This window comes from Jannaschia faecimaris (assembly GCF_900107415.1).
Lineage (GTDB): Bacteria > Pseudomonadota > Alphaproteobacteria > Rhodobacterales > Rhodobacteraceae > Jannaschia > Jannaschia faecimaris.
The window spans coordinates 39,990-59,215 of the sequence record NZ_FNPX01000008.1 but is presented as its reverse complement, the minus strand read 5'-3'; the positions used below and the strand labels follow the sequence as shown (position 1 = coordinate 59,215).

Genomic DNA, 19,226 nt, shown 5'->3' with positions numbered 1-19,226 from the left:
ACCAGACGGTCAAATATTTTCGGGGGAATGCATGACAGCCAGCGCGGGACAGAACCTGAAGGTCAATCCGGACCGGCTGTGGGACAGCCTGATGGAGATGGCCAAAATCGGCCCAGGCGTCGCGGGTGGCAACAATCGCCAGACCCTGACCGATGCCGACGGCGAAGGCCGCGCCCTGTTCCAGAAATGGTGCGAGGATGCAGGCTGTACCATGGGCGTCGACAAGATCGGCAACATGTTCGCGACGCGACCGGGCACCGACCCGGAGGCCCTGCCCGTCTACGTCGGCAGCCACCTCGACACGCAACCGACGGGCGGCAAATACGACGGGGTGCTGGGGGTACTGGGCGGGTTGGAACTGATCCGCACGCTCAACGACCTGGGCATCAAGACCAAGCATCCCATCGTTGTTACCAACTGGACGAACGAAGAGGGCACGCGGTTCGCACCAGCCATGCTGGCTTCGGGCGTTTTCGCCGGACTGCACACGCAGGAGTGGGCGGAGAACAAGACGGACGCCGAGGGCAAGCGTTTCGGCGACGAGCTTGACCGCATAGGTTGGCGCGGCACCGAGGAGGTCGGCGACCGCCGCGACAAGATGCATGCCTTCTTCGAGCTGCACATCGAACAGGGGCCCATTCTGGAGGCCGAGGGCCGCGATATCGGCGTCGTCACTCACGGTCAGGGCCTGTCCTGGACGCAGATCACCGTCCACGGCAAAGACAGCCACACAGGCTCCACCCCCATGCCAATGCGCAAGAACGCCGGGCTGGCGATGGCGCGCATCCTGGAAAAGGTCGAGGAAATCGCACTAAGCCACGCGCCCCACGCCGTCGGGGCCGCGGGCCACATCGACGTATACCCGAATTCGCGCAACGTGATCCCCGGCAAGGCGGTCTTCACCATCGATTTCCGCTCCCCTGACCTGTCGGTCATTCAGGACATGGAGGCGCAACTGCAAGCCGCCGCCAGGAAGATCTGCGCCGACATGGGCATGGAAGTCGAACTGGAGAAAGTCGGCGGCTTCGACCCCGTGACCTTCGATGAGACCTGTGTCAGGGCCGTGCGCACCGCTGCCGAACGGCTGGGCTACAGCCACATGGACATCATTTCGGGCGCGGGCCACGATGCGTGCTGGATTAATCGCGTTTGCCCCACAGCCATGATCATGTGCCCCTGCGTCGATGGGCTGAGCCATAACGAGGCCGAGGAAATCACCAAGGATTGGGCCAAGGCAGGGGCCGATGTGCTGCTGCATGCCGTGGTCGAGACGGCCGAGGTGACCTCCTGAACCTATATCGCGCCCTGGGGGCAAGCCCCCACACCCCCGAAGTATTTATGAAACAGAGAAGCCGGATCATGCCTACCCTTCCAAAGACCGCAATCTTGTTGCCCCTCGTGGCGCTGGCGGGATGCGCGCTGCCCACCGCGCAGGCCCCGGTGCCCGATCCGCAGACCTATGCCACGACCGACGCGCCCATTCCTTTCGCCGTCTCCCGCCTTCTGCCGCGGGGTGTGACGGCGCAGGACGTACGGGTTGCCGACAATTGCTACGGCTACGAATATCTGGGCCAAGTCTACCCCGTTCTGATCCCGCGCGGCACGCAGTACTGCCTGTGAGGAAGCAACCATGACTTTCGAAGCGCTGCTCGCCTTCGCGCTGATCGCCACGCTTCTGGTGATCTCTCCCGGCCCCAACGGCGTGCTGATCGCCCGGACCGTGCCAACCTCGGGGCGCGCGGTCGGGTTCGCCAATGTCGCGGGATTCGTCGCGGCCTTCTACCTGCACGGCGCACTCGCGATCCTTGGGGTTTCGGTCATCCTCACGCAGTCGGCGCAGGCGTTCACGGTGGTCAAGATCGCGGGCGCAGCCTATCTCGCCTGGGTCGGGCTCAAGGCCGTCCGAACTGCCATCCGGGGCGACGCGGCACAGGCATCCGTCACGCCGGCCGCGCGCCGCCGCACCCTTTGGCGCGCCTTTAGGGAAGGGTTTCTGACCAACGCGCTCAACCCCAAAGTCGCGATCTTCTACCTCGCCGCGTTCCCGCAGTTCATTCCCGCCGGAGGCAGCGCGGGCTCCGCGATGTCATTGGTGGTGGTACACTCACTTATCAATCTCGCCTGGTTTTCCCTCATGATCCTCGCCCTGGGCCGGGTTCTCGGCCTCGCCCGATCCGGTCCGGTACAACGCTGGATCAAGGGGGTCACCGGGATCGTCTTCATCGGCTTCGGCGCGAAGCTGGCCACCACCCGTCTGTAAGGAGCCCTCACATGTCCAAGGTCATCAAGAACGGCACGATCGTCACCGCCGACCGTCAGTGGAAAGCAGACGTTCTGATCGAAGGGGAGACGATCGCCCAGATCGGCGAGAACCTGAACGGCGACGAGGTGATCGACGCCACGGACGCCTACGTCATCCCCGGCGGCATCGACCCGCACACCCACTTGGAGATGCCCTTCATGGGCACCACTGCGACCGAAACCTTCGAGAGCGGCACCTTCGCCGCCGCCGCCGGTGGCACCACGATGCTGGTCGATTTCTGCCTGCCGGGCGAGGACGGCTCGCTCCTCAACGCCATCGATTCCTGGGACAAGAAGTCCAAGGACCAGATCTGCACCGACATTTCCTATCACATGGCGATCACCGGCTGGAACGAGACCATCTTCGAAGAGATGGAAGAGGTCGTGAAAGAACGCGGTATCAACACCTTCAAGCATTTCATGGCCTACAAGGGTGCCCTGATGGTGGAGGACGACGAGATGTTCGCCTCCTTCCGCCGCTGCGCCGAACTGGGTGCCCTGCCGCTGGTCCACGCCGAGAACGGCGACATCGTGCAGGAGTTGCAGCAGAAATACATGGCTCAGGGCATCACCGGCCCCGAGGGCCACGCCTACTCCCGTCCGCCGGAAGTCGAGGGCGAGGCCGCGAACCGTGCCATCATGATCGCCGATGCCGCCGGCACGCCGCTCTACATCGTTCACGTCTCCTGCGAGCAGGCGCACGAGGCCATCCGCCGCGCCCGCCAGAAAGGGATGCGCGTCTATGGCGAGCCGTTGATCCAGCATCTGACGCTGGATGAGAGCGAGTATTTCAACAAGGATTGGCAATACGCCGCCCGCCGCGTCATGTCCCCGCCGTTCCGCGACAAGTCGCATCAGGACAGCCTGTGGGCGGGTCTTGCGTCGGGATCGCTTCAGGTCGTCGCCACCGATCACGCCGCCTTCAACGACGAACAGAAGCGCATGGGCGTGGGCGACTTCACCCGTATCCCCAATGGCACCGGCGGGCTGGAGGAGCGGATGTCAATGCTCTGGACCAAGGGCGTCGACACCGGCCGCCTGACGCCCGAGGAATTCGTCGCTGCAACCTCCACCAACATCGCCAAGATCCTCAACATCTACCCGATGAAGGGGGGCATCACCGTGGGCGGCGACGCTGACCTGGTAGTCTGGGATCCGTCGATCCACCGCACCGTTTCGGTCGCCACACAGAAGTCGATCATCGACTACAACGTCTTCGACGGCATGGAACTCTCCGCCGCCCCTCGCTACACCCTGTCGCGCGGCGACGTCATCTGGGCCCACGGCCAGAACTCGCAGCCGCAGCCGGGCCGCGGGAAATTCGTGCGGCGCAAACCGTTCGCGTCTGCGTCGCAGGCTTTGACCAAGTGGAAAGCCCTGAACACGCCGCGCAAGATCGAGCGCAACCCGATGAACATTCCAGCGGGGGTTTGATTTGCAGTCGCGTGCAATGCATGACGCACCCCGCTTGGCATTCATCGAACATCAGATTTTGATGCTAGCTGCAAATTCGGGTGCTCTCGAAACGGCCGTCAGAACGGTCGAGGCACGCTATGCCCTCCCGAACGGTGCCCTCGGCAACGGTGTCTCAAGGCAGACACGACTTCTTTCGCTCTTGTATCACCTTGTCGCCCTTCCGCGAGAAATTGCCTTAGAGAAGGCATTATCCGACCCGAAGGTGTCTAACGCTTGGAATGAGTGGTCTTCAGGTTCGTCAAAAACGCTTGATGATGGAATCGAGGTTTGCCGTCAGTTAGGTCTCGCACAAACCACACGCCTACTCCGAAATTCAGTAGTACATGGGCGCGTCCAGTTCCGAGATCATAACCTTCGATTTGAGGACAGAAAGCAGAGCCTTTCTATTGGAATAACCGCGATCGACACGCTTCTATCGAGCTTTGGCGCAGAGCTTGCCAATAGCCTCGCAAACACTGGGACAGGTTATGAGGATCACCAATGACGACAATCTCCGCCCGATCTCTCGACCTCACCTTCCAGACCGGTGACGGCCCAGTCCACGCGCTCAAGGACGTCTCCCTCGACGTCTCTGAAGGCGAGTTCGTCTCCTTCATCGGCCCCTCGGGCTGCGGCAAGACCACGTTCCTGCGTTGCGTCGCGGCGCTCGAAACGCCGACGGGCGGTACGTTGACCGTCAACGGCATGACGCCAGACGAGGCCCGCAAAGCGCGGGCTTACGGGTACGTGTTCCAGGCCGCCGGCCTGTACCCGTGGCGCACCATCGGGAAGAATATCACCCTGCCGCTGGAGATCATGGGCTACTCCCGCGCCGACCGCACCAAGCGTATGGAAGACGTCCTCGAACTGGTGGAGTTGGACAAGTTCGCCAACAAATACCCTTGGCAACTGTCGGGGGGCATGCAGCAACGCGCCTCCATCGCCCGCGCGCTGGCCTTCGACGCGCCGATCCTGCTGATGGATGAACCGTTTGGTGCACTGGATGAAATCGTCCGCGACCGGTTGAACGAGGAACTTCTGGCCCTGTGGAAGCGCACCAACAAGACCACGCTCTTCGTCACCCACTCCATCCCCGAGGCGGTGTATCTGAGCACCAAGATCGTCGTCATGTCCCCGCGTCCGGGCCGGATCACCGACATCATCGACAGCCCCCTGCCGCGTGACCGCCCGCTCGACATTCGCGACAGCCCCGAATTTCTGGAAATCGCCCACCGCGTTCGCGAGGGTCTGCGCGAAGGGATGGAGGTGTCATGAACCGCGATTTGGCCGAAACCGCAGCCGATCTGGCCGTGATCGCCATTGTGGTCTGGTTCCTGGTGGCGGAACGGTTCGACGCGATGCCTTCGCGAAGCGCACTGAACCTCGTCGGCTACCTTGTTATCGCGACATCGGTGATGCGCCTGTGGCGGCGCAGCCGGAAGGATGATGAATGAACTTGCGCCGCGCCACCGCCGAAGATGCGCCCGTCTGCGCGCGCATCGTTGATGACTGGTTCGCCGCGACCGACTGGATGCCTGCCAGTCCCGGTTACGACCGTCTGGAGGCGATCTTGCGCGACGGGTTCCCACAGCGGGAGGCTTGGGTCGCTGGCGACCCGGTGCAGGGCTACCTGTCGATGAAGACGGAAGACGATCACATCGTCGGGCTCTATGCCGCCGCTCCCGGCAACGGCGTGGGTCGCGTCTTGCTGACCCACGTCAAGCAGAGACGCGATCGGCTGCAACTGCGCAGCCATACGGCCAACGCCGCGGCGCATCGCTTCTACGCCCGCGAAGGGTTCCGCGTCGTCGCTCGTGATCTGCCGGGCGACGACGGCATCCCCGAAATCCTGATGGAGTGGCGACGATGACGGACACGCCTCTTTCCGCCCCCGGCGCGGGTATCGGACGGTCTGGTCGCGTGGGGCGCGTCGTCCGCGCGCTGCCGCATCGGTTCGGCCCCGTTCTGGTGGTGATCGCGGCGCTGATCGGCCTGTGGTATCTGGCCTGCATACCGATGAACGCACAAAACAGCCTGATGCTGGCCGAGCGGGAAGGCATCGCAGTCTCTCCCGCCACCGCGCAGGAGCGGCGCGACATGTCGGGCCTCGCCCTGACCCTCGCCACCCCGGAGGAAGCCATTGCCCGCGCCTTTGCCCAGGACCGGCCCCGCCTGCCTTCCCCGCATCAGGTCATCGCGGAGCTGTGGGACAGCACGGTCGGCAAGAAAATCACCTCCAAGCAAAGCCTCGTGCGCCACGCGGGCATTACGCTGGCCCCAACGTTGCTGGGTTTCGTGATCGGCTCGCTTGCGGGTATCGCGCTGGCCGTCGGGATCGTGCATTCGCGCCTGATGGACCTCAGCGTCATGCCATGGGCCATTGCCTCCCAGACCATCCCGATCCTTGCCATCGCCCCGATGATTATCGTGGTGCTCAATTCCATCGGTATTCAAGGCGTGCTGCCAAAGGCGATCATCTCTGCGTATCTGTCGTTCTTTCCGGTGACGGTCGGCATGGTCAAAGGCCTGCGCGCGCCCTCTTCTTCGGACCTCGACCTGATGCGCACGTGGAACGCTTCGGCGATGCGCACCCTCTTTACGCTGCGCCTGCCCACGTCCCTCCCCTACCTCTTTGCGTCCCTCAAGATCGCCGTCGCCGCCGCCCTTGTCGGTGCCATCGTGGGCGAGTTTCCGACGGGTGCCGTCTCCGGCCTCGGCGCGCGGCTGCTTGCGGGCAGCTACTATGGCCAGACAGTGCAGATCTGGTCCGCGCTTTTCGGCGCGGCCATCGTCGCAGCAGGCCTCGTGGCGCTGATCGCCCTGGCGGAACGTCTGACGCTCAAGCGGATGGGCCTGTCATGAGCGGCCTTGCGCTCCTCGGCGTCTGGGCCGCGCTCTGGGCGGCAAACGTTCGCGTCGCCCGCAGCGCGATCGGCAGTTGGGCTGCCCCGCTCCTGTTCGGTTTGACCCTCCTGATCCTTTGGGAAATGGCCACGCGCCTCTTCGATATCCCGGCCGTCATCCTGCCCGCGCCCACATCCATTGCCGTAGCCCTCACGCAGAATGCGGAAACCCTGCGTGGCGACTGGATCCAGACTGTCTTCAAGGGCGCGTTTGGCGGCTGGCTTATGGGCTGTGCGGCTGGCATTGCGACCGCCCTGCTGGTCGCGCGCTCGGACTTCCTGCGCCGGGGTCTGCTGCCCGTCGGCAATTTCGTCGCCGCGCTGCCCATCGTTGGCACCGCGCCCATCCTGGTAATGTGGTTCGGCTTCGGATGGGAGAGTAAGGCTGCGGTCGTCGTCGTCATGGTTTTCTTCCCGGTCCTTGTGAACACCGTCGCGGGGCTGGCCGACACGACAGCCATGCAGCGCGACCTCATGCGCACATACGGTGCCGCCCCCAGGCAGGAGCTGCGCTACCTCAAGGCAGTGGCCGCCCTCCCCTTCATCTTCAACGGCCTGAAGATCGCGACGACCCTTGCGCTGATCGGCGCGATCGTCGCCGAATTCTTCGGCAGCCCGACCTATGGTATCGGCTTTCGTATCTCGACCGAGGTCGGACGCTTGAACCTGCCCGTTGTTTGGGCCGCTATCGTCGTTGCAGCCATCACCGGCAGCCTGTGGTACGGGGCGATTGCCCTGCTCGAAAAACGGCTGACCTTCTGGCACCCATCACAGCGAGGACGGGCCTGAACCCGCCCCGCATTAACGGGCCGACCGGCCCAACCAACGGAGAGAGACATGAAGCACCTAATAGCAGCCACGGCCCTCACGGCCCTTGCCGCCCCTGCGATGGCCGATGGCCACGCCAATACCGTGACCCTGCAATTGCAGTGGGTCACGCAGGCCCAGTTCGCCGGCTACTACGTCGCCAAGGACAAGGGCTTCTACGAGGAGGAAGGCCTCGATGTGACCATCCTGCCCGGCGGCCCCGACATCGCGCCCCCACAGGTTCTGGCCGGTGGCGGTGCCGACGCGATGCTCAACTGGATGCCCTCGGCCCTCTCGGCGCGCGAGAAGGGCCTGCCGGTCGTCAACATCGCCCAACCCTTCAAGACCTCGGGCCTTATGCTGACCTGCTGGAAGGACACCGGCATCACCGGCCCGCAGGATTTCAAGGGCAAGACCATCGGTGTCTGGTTCTTCGGAAACGAATACCCTTTCTTGTCGTGGATGTCGCAGGAAGGCATCTCGACCGACGGTGGCGAGGATGGCGTGACCGTCCTCAAGCAGGGCTTCAACGTCGATCCCCTGCTGCAACGCCAGGCCGACTGCATCTCCACCATGACCTACAACGAATACGGTCAGGTGCTGGACGCGGGCGTCTCCCCAGATGAACTCGTGACCTTCAAGTACGAGGATATGGGCGTCGCCACACTGGAAGATGGCATCTGGGTGCTGGAGGAAAACCTCGAAGACCCGGCCTTCGTCGACAAGATGACCCGCTTCGTCCGCGCTTCGATGGAGGGCTGGAAATACGCCGAGGCCAACCCCGCCGAGGCCGCCGAGATCATCATCGAAAACGATGAGACCGGTGCCCAGACCGAGGCCGCGCAACTGCGCATGATGGAAGAAATCGCCAAGCTGACCGCCGGTTCCGACGGTTCGCTGGACGAGGCCGACTACCAGCGCACGGTGAACACCCTGCTGGCCGGCGGCTCCGACCCGGTGATCTCGGCGGCCCCCGAGGGTGCCTGGACATCAGTGATCACGGACGCCGCGCTGAACTGAGAAACCGTTTAATACGAAGGGAAAGGGCGTCCGACAGGGCGCCCTTTTTTCAAGCGCTGAACGACCCTCAGCGGTCTTTTGGTCACGACGCGTCGAAGGCCAGCTTCGAGCCGAATTGAGACATGCCCCAGGTGCCGTCAGTCATTCGCGTTCATGCCCGAGGGCAGGGTTTCGCTCCAATTTCTGAGTTCATCAAGAAATCCGAGGGCGGTTCGGCCCAATTCGGTAATCTCGTAGTGGACGGACACGGGCGCGGTATCCATGACCTTCCGCGACACGAGACCCTGCGCCTCCAACTGACGCAAACGTTCGGTGATCATCTTCTTGGATGCGCCACCGATCATGCGTGCAAGATCATTGAAGCGCACCGGCCCATCCTTTAGGTGCCACAGGATTGAGCCGGTCCATTTACCGCCAATGATCCGCATGCCGCGTTCGATGGCGCAGGGCTCGACGCAGGCACCATGAACCTGTCTGCGGCCCTTCGCATCTTCTTCGACCCTTGCGTCCATCCTGTCAGAGCCTCCGATGACCCAGGTTACTAAAAGTATACTGGTTGCTTATGCTTTCTTGATTTCGCAAATAAAGGTCAAGCTGCGGCCGAGTCAAACCCTGGCCTCGGGCCTTCGGGATCGGCGGGACCACTGCCGCCCACGCCGCCAACTACAAGGAGTGACTCCATGACCAACCCCATTCACGTCGATATCGTCTCGGACGTGGTCTGCCCCTGGTGCGCGATTGGCTACCACCAGCTTGCCAGCGCCGCCCGGGACACTGGCATCGACATCGAGGTGCATTGGCATCCATTTGAGTTGAACCCCGGCATGGCCGAGGACGGCGAGAACCTGCGCGCGCACCTCGCGGCGAAGTATGGCACCACGCCAGAAGGCTCCATCGAGGCCCGTGCCCGGCTGACCGAAATGGGGGCAGCACTCGGGTTCACCTTCAACTACGCGGACGACATGCGGATGTATAACACCTTCCGCGCGCACCAGATGATCGACTGGGCCGAGGATCAGGGCCGCGGGCATGAGGCCAAGATGGCGCTTTTTGCGGCATTCTTCACCGATCGCCGCGATGTGTCGGACATCGGGGTGCTGGCCGAGGTGGCAGGAGAGATCGGACTCGATCAAAGTGCCGCCTCCTCCATGCTGGACAGTGGCGAGCGCGCCGAGGTTGTGCGGGAAAAGGAACGATTCTGGACCGACCGGGGTGTGCAAGGCGTGCCCGCCGTGATTTTCGAGCGTCAGCATCTTGTCACAGGAGCACAGGGCGCAGCGACCTATGCCAGCATTCTGGAACAGTTGAAGGCGGCGAAAGCCGCCTGAAACTGCAAGCCATCATCGCTGGAGGAAACGAAGTCCAAAGCGCAAGCGATCAAGGAACTGGGCCCATCCAGTGCCATGCAATGGCAGGATTGGGCCGGAATCGACCTTCGCACTGCCGCGATCAAGCTTGGCTTCGTCAGCAAGGCAGACCTTGATACAGACCGCAGCAAACGTCTGCTTACCGCCTTGATGCACGCCTCACTCTAACCGCGCCATGATCTCCCCTACCGTGGGCTTCGGCTTACCCATCCAAGCCTCGCGCGCCTCGACGACCAGGTCCTCGCCTTCCAGCAGGCCCGCCAGCCGGGCGCGCACGAAGGCGCTCAGGACCGTATTCATGCGCGGCCCCATTCCCGCCCCCATCGAGCGGAAGAGCTTGTAGACGTCCTCGTCGACATACAGGCTCACCTTGCGTTTTTTCTGGCTGCGGTTTTGCCAGACCTGTCGCCAATCCTCCGGCACCCGCTCGGCGCGCGTCGCGGCGTGTGCCATGTCCCATTGGAACCGCATCATCATCGCGATCATTTCCGAGGTTTGTTTCTGCGCTGATTTCGTCGCCATGGTCGCCCCTTTTGGTGTCATCGAAAGGGCAAGCTGAGCGTGAGCACTTGGCAAACGGTTAATGCGCGGCACGTCCGACGCGGATCACCCGTGGGTCACCCGTGCATCCGACGTCGATCACTCGCCACGTTTCCACACCGCGCCATCAGCGACGCGCCCACGTTCTCAGCTTCAGCGAGGCAGATCGCCAAGTCCTTGCGCATCCAGTCGACGGCGAACCCGTGTTCAAATTCACCAGCCAGCTTCGTCTTGTGCCTATTGACCATTTGCCAGCTTCCGGCCACCCCGCCCTGTATCACATCGACCACCGCTTCGCCGTTCAGTCCGGCCCCATAGGGTTCGTTGCTGCCACTCGCCGGGCTTGGCCTGAATGTCGGCTTGTTGGGTTTTGACTGTGTGCCTGGATCACACAAGGGTGACAGGCACACCGGTGGTTGCATTTGGCGGTACATGATCCGATGGATCCGGTCTATTGCCGTAGTCCTACTTTGCTGAGAGATTTCGCAGTCTTCTTTGTTAATGCTAGTGTGGTTATCGCTAGACCCGTTGGCCGACCAACTGAACTGGCCTCAGCCTATTTCCAAGCAAATTTGCCACACGTTTAAATGCTAAAGCGAATTCCGCTGGATAAACTGCGCTTATCCATATTCTATCCGGAGTTGTGATGAACACGTTGCTGGCAAAACAAAAAGTTTCCGCCAAACCCCGGCGGGCAACGCCTATTCCACGCCGATCCAAGCGTAGTGGAATGGCTGCCGCGATTGTGGCGGCTCCTCTATCGTTCTGCATCACTCTAATTTTGGTGCTGACAGGAAATTTGTCGCTGATCTGGGCCTTGCCAGTCTACAGCGTCATGGGGGCCGGGATCCTCGCGCTCCTTCTAGCCCTGCCCTGAGTCACGATGATCCCGCCTGTCTTGGCCTGCGGTCGCCTGACATTTAATTCGCGTGCGTCATAACCAGGAGGCTTAATGACCGATTTGCGGATTTAGGCTTGTCCGCGGAACGATTCAAACTCCACTTCCTGTGTGGCGCAGCCGATCGTATTCAGTGCAGCGAAGGCCCCATTCCCGCCCCCATCGAGCGGAAGAGCTTGTCGGCGTCCTCCTCGACATACAGGATCACCTTGCGTTTTTTCTGGCTGCGGTTTTGCCAGACCTGTCGCCAATCCTCCGGCGCGCGTCACGTCGCGTGCCATGTCCCATTGGAACCACATCATCATCGCGAACATTTCCGAGGTTTGTTTCTGCGCTGATTTCGTCGCCATGTTCGCCCCTTTCGGTGTCATCGAAAGGGCAAGCTGAGCGTGAGCATTTGGCAAACGGCTAACGCGCGGCACGTCCGACGCGGATCACCCGTGGGTCACCCGCGCCTCCGACGTCGATCAGTCGCTGAGTTTCTTCAACCGCGCCATAAGCGACGACGTGTCCCAGCGCCCGCCCCCCATGGCCTGCACGTCCTTGTAGTACTGGTCGATCAGCGCCGTTCCCGGCAGCGACGCGCCCACGTTCTCAGCTTCAGCAAGACAGATCGCCAAGTCCTTGCGCATCCAGTCGACGGCGAACCCGTGTTCATATTCACCGGCCAGCATCGTCTTGTGTCTATTAACCATTTGCCAGCTTCCGGCCGCCCCGCCCTGGATCACATCGACCACCGCTTCGCCGTCCAGACCGGCCTTCTGTGCGAAGTTCATCGCCTCCGAAAGTCCCTGCATCAGCCCCGCGATGCAGATCTGGTTGACCATCTTCGTAAGCTGCCCCGCACCCACATCGCCCATGCGCTGACTCAGCTTGGCGAACGCGGCCATCACCGGCTCCGCTCGGTCGTAATCCTCCTGCGCGCCGCCGCACATGATCACCAACTGTCCATTCTCGGCCCCCGCCTGACCGCCCGACACGGGGGCATCAACCCATGCGATGCCCTTTTCGACGGCGGCGGCGGCCAATTCGCGCGTCACCTCGGCGGAGACGGTCGTGTGGTCGATGAAGAGCGACCCCTCGGTCATTCCCGCGAACGCCCCATCGTCGCCGAGACAGACCCCGCGCAGGTCGTCGTCGTTGCCTACGCAGGCCATCACGATCTCGCAGCCCAGGGCCGCCTCGCGCGGGGTTGTCGCGGCTTTGCCTTTGTGATCTGCGACCCAGGATTCGGCCTTGGCCGCTGTGCGGTTGAAGACGGTCACCGCATGACCCGCTGCCGCCAGATGTCCTGCCATCGGGGCACCCATCACGCCCATTCCCAAAAACGCCACGTTCGCCATGCCGACCTCCCTTTGCATCCATTCGCTCCGGGGGTTAGATCGGCCCAGACGACAAGGGTCAACACAAGCCCGCTCGATGGGTTCAGGAAAGGGTAGCATGGAGCGTTTGTTCCGCTGGACATTCCGTATCGTGACCGCGGCCCTGCTTCTGGCGGGTCTCTCGGTGTTGGCCGTGTATTGGCTGGCCGGGCGCAGTCTGCCCGACTATGATGCGACCGAGACCGTCGCAGGCCTGTCCGCCCCGGTGGAAATCGTACGCAACACCCACAACGTACCCCATATTTTCGGGGAAACGGACGCGGACGTATTTTTCGGCCTCGGCTATGCCCATGCACAGGACCGACTGTGGCAAATGACGCTGCTGCGGCGCACCGCGCAGGGCAAATTGTCGGAGATCTTCGGCCAACGGACCGTGCGCACGGACGAATTGCTGCTTCGTCTGGGTTTATACCGCGCCGCCGTCCGCTCGGTCGATGCGCTCGACTCCGAAAGCCTTGCCATGTTGGAGGCTTACGCGCGGGGGGTGAACGCCCGGATCAAGGTCATCAACGCCGAGGCTTCGGGCCGAGGCGCGCCCGAATTCTTCCTGTTTTCGCCTCAGGTCGCCCCTTGGCAACCTGCGGACAGCCTGGCCATCGTCAAGCTGATGGCGTTGCAGCTCTCGGGCCATGTCGAGGAGGAAGTTCTGCGCGCCCGCGCCTCCCTCGTGCTGGAGGAGGCACGGCTTCGCGACCTGCACCCGGATTTGCCTGGCGACGGCAAAGTGGTTTTGGCGGGCGATCTGTTCCCATCGCTCCGGTCCAGGCAATTCGCCGACGCCGACAAGCGCGACCCTTTCCTATGGCCCGTCCCGCCGCGTGATCTGGCCGGGGCGTCGAATGCCTTTGCCGTGGCACCCGACCGCGCGGCGGCCGGCGGCGCGTTGCTAGCCAACGATCCTCACCTGGGCCTTACGGCACCGACGCTGTGGTATCTGGCACGGCTGGAACTGACGACGGGCGGTGCCATCGGCGGTACGATCCCCGGCATGCCGATCATACTTCTTGGGCGGACGGCGCGCCTGGGCTGGGGTTTAACGTCAGCCTACATGGACGATCAGGACGTCATGATCGAGCAGCTCAACCCCGAGGACAGCACCCAATATCGCACCCCCGACGGCTGGGCCGACTTCGAAACGGAACGCACGATCGTGACGATCAAGGACGCAGAGCCGATCACCCTCACCCTGCGGCGCACCGTAAACGGACCCGTTCTGACCGGCCGGCAGTTCGATCTCGGCACTGTCACGCCCCAAGGGCATGTGGCCGCGCTCGCCTGGACTGCGCTGGCCGAGGACGACACCTCCATGCGCACGGGCCTGGAACTGATGCGCGCCGGCGATGTCGAAGCGGGACTTGCCGCTGCCCGGCATTTCGTGGCCCCCGCCCAGAACCTGATGCTGACGGACGGTGACCGTATTGCGATAACCATCATGGGTCGCCAGCCCGATCGTAATGAGCTGCAGCAATCCGAAGGCCGGATCCCGGTTCCAGGTTGGATTGCAGTCAACCATTGGGGCGGGCTGAAGCCTGCCGACAGCAATCCCGTTTGGGCCGATCCCGACGGGGGCCTGCTGGGCAATACCAACAACAAGACAACCGATGCGTTTTTCCCCGATCACATTAGCCACTGGTGGGGAGACAGCCAGCGGGTCCAGCGAATGGAACGTCTGATGCAGGCACGCAGCGTCCACACCCGCGAAAGCCTGATCGAAGCTCAACTGGACACCGTCTCGACCGCCGCGCGCAGCCTTTTGCCCCTGATCGGGCGTGATTTATGGTTTACCGGCGATGCTGCCCCCGCGGGCACGCCGGAACGCCGTCGCCAGGTTGCGCTGGAACTGCTGGCGGCATGGAACGGCGAGATGTCGGAACACCTGCCAGAGCCGTTGATCTACGCCGCGTGGATGCGCTCTTTGCAGCAACGGCTGATCCGTGATGACCTCGGCCCGCTCGCCGCCGAATATCCCAGAATGGAGCCGCTGTTCGTAGAGCGGGTTTTCCGCGACATCGGGGGGGCCTCGGCCTGGTGCGACGTGATACAGTCGACCCAACCGGAAACCTGCACCGACATCGCCCGCCAATCGCTGGACGATGCATTGCAGTTCCTTGAAGACACCTATGGCGCGCGGGTCGAGACCTGGCGTTGGGGCGACGCCCATCAGGCGCGCTCCGACCACACCGTACTGGGCGATATTCCGATCCTGGGCCTGGTGGTGAACATCCGCCAGTCGACCTCGGGCGGCGATCACACGCTGCAACGTGGACGCACGGGGGGCGCATTGCCGGCCCCCTTCCTGAACGTTCACGCGGCCACCTATCGCGGAGTATATGACTTTGCCGATCCGGAAAGCAGCGTCTTCATCACGTCCACCGGCCAGTCGGGGCACCCGCTGTCAAAACACTACGACGATCTTGGGGAGTTGTGGCGGCGCGGTGAATACATCCCGATGACGCTCGATCCGGAGTTGGCGCGCGCGGGGGCCGTGGGCGTGACTGTTCTGAACCCGGCTCGCTAGGGTTTGCCCGCAACGGTTATGCGTCTTGGGAGAGGGCCTTGCCAAGACGCGGCAGCCGCGCGCGTTTCATCAGGGGGCGCAGGGGCTGCGCCGTACCCGAGATCCGCTCCGCCGTTGCGCGCACGCCTTCGACGACCTCCGCAACCGTTGCGTCATCGCCCAGCCACAGATCCATCAGGAAGGCATCCGGGTTCTGCAATTCGATCCCCTCGGCCAAGACATCGCGACGTGGGAAATCCTTGATGTTCAGCGTCACTAGCCGGTCCGCGGCCGCATCGGAGGCGGCGGCCAGCACGTGCACGTCGTTCGTATCGGGCAGGTACATCCGCGCCATTGTCCCCTCGCCCGGGCGCACCTCTGACGCCGGGAATGCCGCCCGCAGCGCCGCGATCTCGCCGCGTGCAAAGAGTTCGCCGTCCGGGATCTTGCGCGTCGCGCGGGCCCATTCCTCCAAAACACGCGGCGACCAGAGCGGGCGGTAAAGCTCCGCCCGCGCGCAACCGATCAGGATTTCCCGCAAAACGGTGGGATAGAGAACACAGGCGTCCAGAAACGCCTTCAATCCAGCAACCGAAACGTCAGCGCCTTGAGATATCCGCTTTCGGCAAGCTGCGGATGCACCGGATGGTCGGCCCCGGCGAATCCGGTGTGGATCAGTTGCGCCTCGCGCCCTGCCCGCCCGATGCCGCGAATGCAGGACGCGCGGAACTTGGACAACTCGGCCGCATGGGAGCACGAGCACAACGTCAGATAACCACCCGGCGAAACCAACGGTGCGGCCAGCCGGGCGACCCGCTCGTAAGCGCGCAGGCCGGCGGTGAGCGCGGGCTTCGCCGGGGCGAAGGCGGGCGGGTCGGCGACCACGATGTCGAATGTCTCCGCTGCTTCACCCAAGGCGGTCATCACGTCGAACGCATCGCCCTTCCGGGTCGCAAAATCGGCGGTGCGCGCCATTTTCGCAGCACCTTCCTCGGCCAGCGCCAGCGCGGGGGCACTGCCGTCGACGGCCAACGCGGAGATCGCGCCACCGGCAAGCGCGGCAAGACCGAACCCGCCGACGTGGCTGAACAGGTCAAGAACCTTCGCCCCTTCCGCCAAGCGCGCGACAAAGGCGTGGTTTGGCCGCTGATCATAGAAAATGCCGGTCTTTTGTCCGCCGGTCAGATCCGCCATATAGGTCGCACCATTCATCGGAACCGGTATCGCGCCCTCGACCCCACCGCGCAGCCAGCGTGTCTCGTCCGACAGCCCCTCCATCGACCGCGCCCGGCCGGAGGCATTCAGCAGCACATGGGTCAGACCCAGTTCTACAAGCGCGGTGGCGATATCATCGGCCAAGACGTCGGCCCAGGCGGCGTTCGGTTGCACGACGGCGGCATCACCGAAACGGTCGATCACGACGCCGGGCATCCCGTCCGCCTCGGCATGGACCAGTCGATAGAACGGCGCATCGAACATCCGTTCACGATGCGCCAAGGCGGTACGAAGCCGGGCGGCAACGAAAGCTGCGTCGATCTCCGCCCCTGGGTCGCGCGACAGGACGCGCGCCGCGATGCGGCTGTCCATGTTGACGGCGACGGTTGCAAGCGGCGCGCGCTCCGCATCCTCCAGCACGGCAATCGTGCCGGGCGCGATTGCGCGACTGCGGCGGTCTGCCACTACATCGTCGACAAAGACCCACGGATGCCCGTGCCGGGTTCGACGGGCGTCCGCCTTGGGTTTCAGACGCAGGACGGGGCGGGTGGGTGAGTCATCGGTCATGGCTTTCCCTACTCCCTCCCCCAGACATCCGAAAGGCCCCGCGGAGGGGCCTTCACATCGGAAGAACCGACCGCTGGGATCAGCAGATCAGGCGTGGGCGTTTCCAGTCGCACGCGTGCCGCGCAGGCGTGCCATCAGGTTGGTGAGTGCTTCGCGCACATAGGCCGCGCGCAGTGAACGGGCCCGTGTTTCAATTGCGATCATGTCAAGTGTATAGTCATTCATCGTATCATCTCCGTTTCAACGTGGCGGGGCGATCCCTGCCACTTCTGGTTGAACAAGAGGTATGCTGCACCGCCGCAAATTACCAATGCGGCTGCGGCAATTCCCCCATGCGCCCTGCGCAACACGATGATCGAGTGTCACCCGCATCACCTGCCGGAAAGGCCAAGGTCGCAATCAGCATCCCGTTTTGTCGCGAATTCATGACGAATGACATGGGCCTCCGGCGCGCCGATAGCCCGACGCTCAGATCATTGCAGTCGAAAGCCTCGGGGTCCCGCAGCCCGCTTTCGGCAGATCAGCCGGTCGCGCGGCCATAGATTCCAGGCAAGGGCGTGACGAAGGTCTTTATTGCGTCTCCTGGATCCTGAGCGAAGGTTTGCAAATACGACGCGGACAAGAAGGCGGGCGTCGAACGCCCCCATCAGCCCGCCCAACGGATTGGCCCGTCTTGGCCATGACAGCCGCTCGCGATGCGGGCTGAACGCGATTGGGGCACGGGCCTGACCGTTTCTGGCGAGACGACGTGCCAGCCTGGCGATGCAGGTCCCGAACGACCTAGGCCCCACAAGCGCGCCGCAGCCATGAATTGCAAAACCATAGGATGGCGCATGTTCTGTATACAGGCGGACGACATAGAGCACTTCCATGTTTCCAAGCTTGACACGCCGAGCCATGTTATTGTGGGTTCGGTCCAGCATAGGTGCCATTAAACCGATCGCTGCCATAGGCTGGTTTACAATGCCTACCTTACGCAGTCAGGTGGCCGGATTTCGCACGCCGGACGAAATTTAGCCCGTCAATTCAGGGGTGGCAGATCCGGTAGGTCGGGGAGATCCGGCAAATCGGGAAGGTCGGGCGGATCTGTCGCCTCCGACGCCTCGGACAGGGTGTTCGAAGAGTCGGTCGAGCCATCCATGGACGATGTTTCGATAGAGGAAGAAGGCCGCGCGGCCATCGCAGAGGCCTCCATCGCCAATTGAGCCGACATCCCACCGAAATCGCCCGCAGCAGGGTCATCCCGAGGCATCAGGCTGACCGCCTCGCCGGGAAGCGCAGCTATCTTGACGGCCCGAATACCATTGAGTTGGCCGAGACGAGCCACCATCGACGTGCCACGCGGGATCGACGCGCGCCCGGGTTGCGTGATGCCAGAGGACCCTCCGTGCAACGCCACCTCGGTCAGGGCATGAGACGGAAGCGGAACGATGTCCCCAACCTTGAGCGACAACAATTGCGACAGCGGCAGGCGCAGCGGCGGCAATACCGCCTGCAACAAGACGGGCGCATCCATTGCCACCTCTCGCATCGCGGCCTTCCACGCCGCTTCCGGATCAATAGATTCGCCGACCTGCGGCAAGGCCAGGTCATCCATCGGCAACATGATCGAAACCGTCGCACCGCGTACGCCGTCCCCAAGTTCCAGATCAAGATCAAGCCGCAGGAAATGATGCGCCGTCAGGATCAGCGTCAGCGACTCCGGCCCGGCAACGAAGCTGCCTGTGCGCAGCGCCCCGATCTTCGGTTCGGAGCTGTCGGGCGACGCGAGGCGCTGTGTCTGGTCCAGAAGACTGCGGGCGAAGGGCTGCACCAGGGCAGCATCAATGCGCGTGGGGCGGCGTGACGGGCGCGCGGCACCATCAACGCGACCAATCGTCTGCACCTCGACCAGGGCGTCGGTCATGGGTGGCGAAAGTACGATCAGGCCGGTCAACGCGGCCAAAACGTCGGTGGAGTGGCCGGCCATCTCCTTGGCGGTCATGTCTGGCGGATCGATCATCAGGCAGAGGGCGTTGGGGTCCAGATCCTCGAACGCCCGCGTGGATTCCAGTCGACGTGACTGCCACGCGGTCGTGCCGAGCCCCAGCCCCGCAATGCCGTCGCCAACACGAAGCGCTGCGGTCGCCAGCGCCCGCTCGAGCATCGGGGCTGGCCGCGCATCGACGACCTGCGCGGCACCTTCTGCACGGCCCCCGGCCATGCGCCGGAGTAGAGAGAGAGACGAATCGGGAGGCATGGAATCCATTGGACCAAAAACTTAGGCCCTGTCTG

General features: G+C 63.3%; 22 protein-coding genes and 1 pseudogene. 14 read left to right on the top strand and 9 right to left on the bottom strand.

All coding sequences use genetic code 11. The features are described 5' to 3' along the window. The first annotated feature begins 31 nt into the window (after positions 1-31). From BLV27_RS10515 to BLV27_RS10470, 11 genes are all read left to right on the top strand, one after another. Complete coding sequence (locus tag BLV27_RS10515; protein ID WP_092645691.1) at positions 32-1,291, top strand: Zn-dependent hydrolase; 1,260 nt, start codon at positions 32-34, stop codon at positions 1,289-1,291. A 68-nt stretch (positions 1,292-1,359) separates the two neighbouring features. After that, entirely contained in the window at positions 1,360-1,620 is a 261-nt protein-coding gene (locus BLV27_RS10510) for a hypothetical protein (RefSeq protein WP_092645689.1), read from the top strand. Positions 1,621-1,630: 10 nt separating this feature from the next. After that, complete coding sequence (locus BLV27_RS10505) at positions 1,631-2,260, top strand: LysE family translocator (RefSeq protein ID WP_092645687.1); 630 nt, start codon at positions 1,631-1,633, stop codon at positions 2,258-2,260. A gap of 11 nt (positions 2,261-2,271) precedes the next feature. Continuing rightward, positions 2,272-3,735 (top strand): dihydropyrimidinase, encoded by a 1,464-nt coding sequence (gene hydA, locus BLV27_RS10500; RefSeq protein ID WP_092645685.1) that lies wholly within the window; start codon positions 2,272-2,274, stop codon positions 3,733-3,735. Positions 3,736-3,769: 34 nt separating this feature from the next. Then, entirely contained in the window at positions 3,770-4,261 is a 492-nt protein-coding gene (locus BLV27_RS19550) for a hypothetical protein (protein WP_139176598.1), read from the top strand. After that, positions 4,258-5,031 carry an ABC transporter ATP-binding protein gene (locus BLV27_RS10495; RefSeq protein ID WP_092645683.1) on the top strand — a complete coding sequence of 258 codons (774 nt, stop codon included), beginning with the start codon at positions 4,258-4,260 and terminating at the stop codon, positions 5,029-5,031. Before BLV27_RS19550 ends, BLV27_RS10495 begins: the two co-directional genes overlap by 4 nt. Beyond that, positions 5,028-5,210 (top strand): hypothetical protein, encoded by a 183-nt coding sequence (locus tag BLV27_RS10490; protein ID WP_092645681.1) that lies wholly within the window; start codon positions 5,028-5,030, stop codon positions 5,208-5,210. Before BLV27_RS10495 ends, BLV27_RS10490 begins: the two co-directional genes overlap by 4 nt. Beyond that, positions 5,207-5,626 (top strand): GNAT family N-acetyltransferase, encoded by a 420-nt coding sequence (locus BLV27_RS10485; RefSeq protein ID WP_092645679.1) that lies wholly within the window; start codon positions 5,207-5,209, stop codon positions 5,624-5,626. The genes BLV27_RS10490 and BLV27_RS10485 overlap by 4 nt, the downstream gene beginning before the upstream one ends. After that, positions 5,623-6,618 (top strand): ABC transporter permease, encoded by a 996-nt coding sequence (locus BLV27_RS10480; protein ID WP_092645677.1) that lies wholly within the window; start codon positions 5,623-5,625, stop codon positions 6,616-6,618. The genes BLV27_RS10485 and BLV27_RS10480 overlap by 4 nt, the downstream gene beginning before the upstream one ends. After that, entirely contained in the window at positions 6,615-7,448 is an 834-nt protein-coding gene (locus BLV27_RS10475) for an ABC transporter permease (protein WP_092645675.1), read from the top strand. The genes BLV27_RS10480 and BLV27_RS10475 overlap by 4 nt, the downstream gene beginning before the upstream one ends. 48 nt (positions 7,449-7,496) lie before the next feature. Beyond that, positions 7,497-8,486: an ABC transporter substrate-binding protein gene (locus tag BLV27_RS10470; RefSeq protein WP_092645673.1), complete on the top strand. Its 990-nt coding sequence runs from the start codon at positions 7,497-7,499 to the stop codon at positions 8,484-8,486. 137 nt (positions 8,487-8,623) lie between these two features. Here BLV27_RS10470 and BLV27_RS10465 read toward each other — a convergent pair whose 3' ends face one another. After that, positions 8,624-8,998, bottom strand: coding sequence for a winged helix-turn-helix transcriptional regulator (locus BLV27_RS10465; protein WP_092645671.1), 375 nt, complete (start codon positions 8,996-8,998; stop codon positions 8,624-8,626). A gap of 168 nt (positions 8,999-9,166) precedes the next feature. Between BLV27_RS10465 and BLV27_RS10460 the strand changes: the two genes are divergently transcribed. Beyond that, the gene (locus tag BLV27_RS10460) at positions 9,167-9,814 is read left to right on the top strand and encodes a DsbA family oxidoreductase (RefSeq protein ID WP_092645669.1); all 648 of its coding nucleotides are present in this window, start codon (positions 9,167-9,169) and stop codon (positions 9,812-9,814) included. A gap of 198 nt (positions 9,815-10,012) precedes the next feature. Here BLV27_RS10460 and BLV27_RS10455 read toward each other — a convergent pair whose 3' ends face one another. Both BLV27_RS10455 and BLV27_RS19740 read right to left on the bottom strand, forming a co-directional pair. Then, positions 10,013-10,375 carry a BrnA antitoxin family protein gene (locus BLV27_RS10455; RefSeq protein WP_170831423.1) on the bottom strand — a complete coding sequence of 121 codons (363 nt, stop codon included), beginning with the start codon at positions 10,373-10,375 and terminating at the stop codon, positions 10,013-10,015. A gap of 95 nt (positions 10,376-10,470) precedes the next feature. Then, positions 10,471-10,704: pseudogene (locus BLV27_RS19740) on the bottom strand (NAD-binding protein); the annotation flags it as partial. Between the two features lie 335 nt (positions 10,705-11,039). Between BLV27_RS19740 and BLV27_RS19075 the strand changes: the two are divergent. Continuing rightward, on the top strand, positions 11,040-11,270 hold the full coding sequence (locus BLV27_RS19075; RefSeq protein WP_139176597.1) for a hypothetical protein: 231 nt from the start codon (positions 11,040-11,042) through the stop codon (positions 11,268-11,270). 92 nt (positions 11,271-11,362) lie between these two features. Here the strand turns inward: BLV27_RS19075 and BLV27_RS10445 are convergent, their stop codons facing one another. After that, entirely contained in the window at positions 11,363-11,641 is a 279-nt protein-coding gene (locus tag BLV27_RS10445) for a hypothetical protein (protein ID WP_092645663.1), read from the bottom strand. A 117-nt stretch (positions 11,642-11,758) separates the two neighbouring features. Beyond that, complete coding sequence (locus tag BLV27_RS10440; protein WP_092645821.1) at positions 11,759-12,634, bottom strand: NAD(P)-dependent oxidoreductase; 876 nt, start codon at positions 12,632-12,634, stop codon at positions 11,759-11,761. A gap of 97 nt (positions 12,635-12,731) precedes the next feature. Between BLV27_RS10440 and BLV27_RS10435 the strand changes: the two genes are divergently transcribed. Next, entirely contained in the window at positions 12,732-15,191 is a 2,460-nt protein-coding gene (locus BLV27_RS10435; protein WP_092645660.1) for a penicillin acylase family protein, read from the top strand. Positions 15,192-15,207: 16 nt separating this feature from the next. Here BLV27_RS10435 and BLV27_RS10430 read toward each other — a convergent pair whose 3' ends face one another. From BLV27_RS10430 to BLV27_RS10420, 4 genes are all read right to left on the bottom strand, one after another. Then, positions 15,208-15,753 (bottom strand): RSP_2648 family PIN domain-containing protein, encoded by a 546-nt coding sequence (locus tag BLV27_RS10430; protein WP_092645658.1) that lies wholly within the window; start codon positions 15,751-15,753, stop codon positions 15,208-15,210. Next, positions 15,750-16,952 carry an RSP_2647 family RNA methyltransferase gene (locus BLV27_RS10425; protein WP_092645656.1) on the bottom strand — a complete coding sequence of 401 codons (1,203 nt, stop codon included), beginning with the start codon at positions 16,950-16,952 and terminating at the stop codon, positions 15,750-15,752. The genes BLV27_RS10430 and BLV27_RS10425 overlap by 4 nt, the downstream gene beginning before the upstream one ends. A gap of 87 nt (positions 16,953-17,039) precedes the next feature. After that, the gene (locus BLV27_RS19340; protein ID WP_170831422.1) at positions 17,040-17,177 is read right to left on the bottom strand and encodes an RSP_7527 family protein; all 138 of its coding nucleotides are present in this window, start codon (positions 17,175-17,177) and stop codon (positions 17,040-17,042) included. A 796-nt stretch (positions 17,178-17,973) separates the two neighbouring features. Next, the gene (locus BLV27_RS10420; protein ID WP_170831421.1) at positions 17,974-19,155 is read right to left on the bottom strand and encodes a FliM/FliN family flagellar motor switch protein; all 1,182 of its coding nucleotides are present in this window, start codon (positions 19,153-19,155) and stop codon (positions 17,974-17,976) included. Positions 19,156-19,226: the final 71 nt, after the last annotated feature.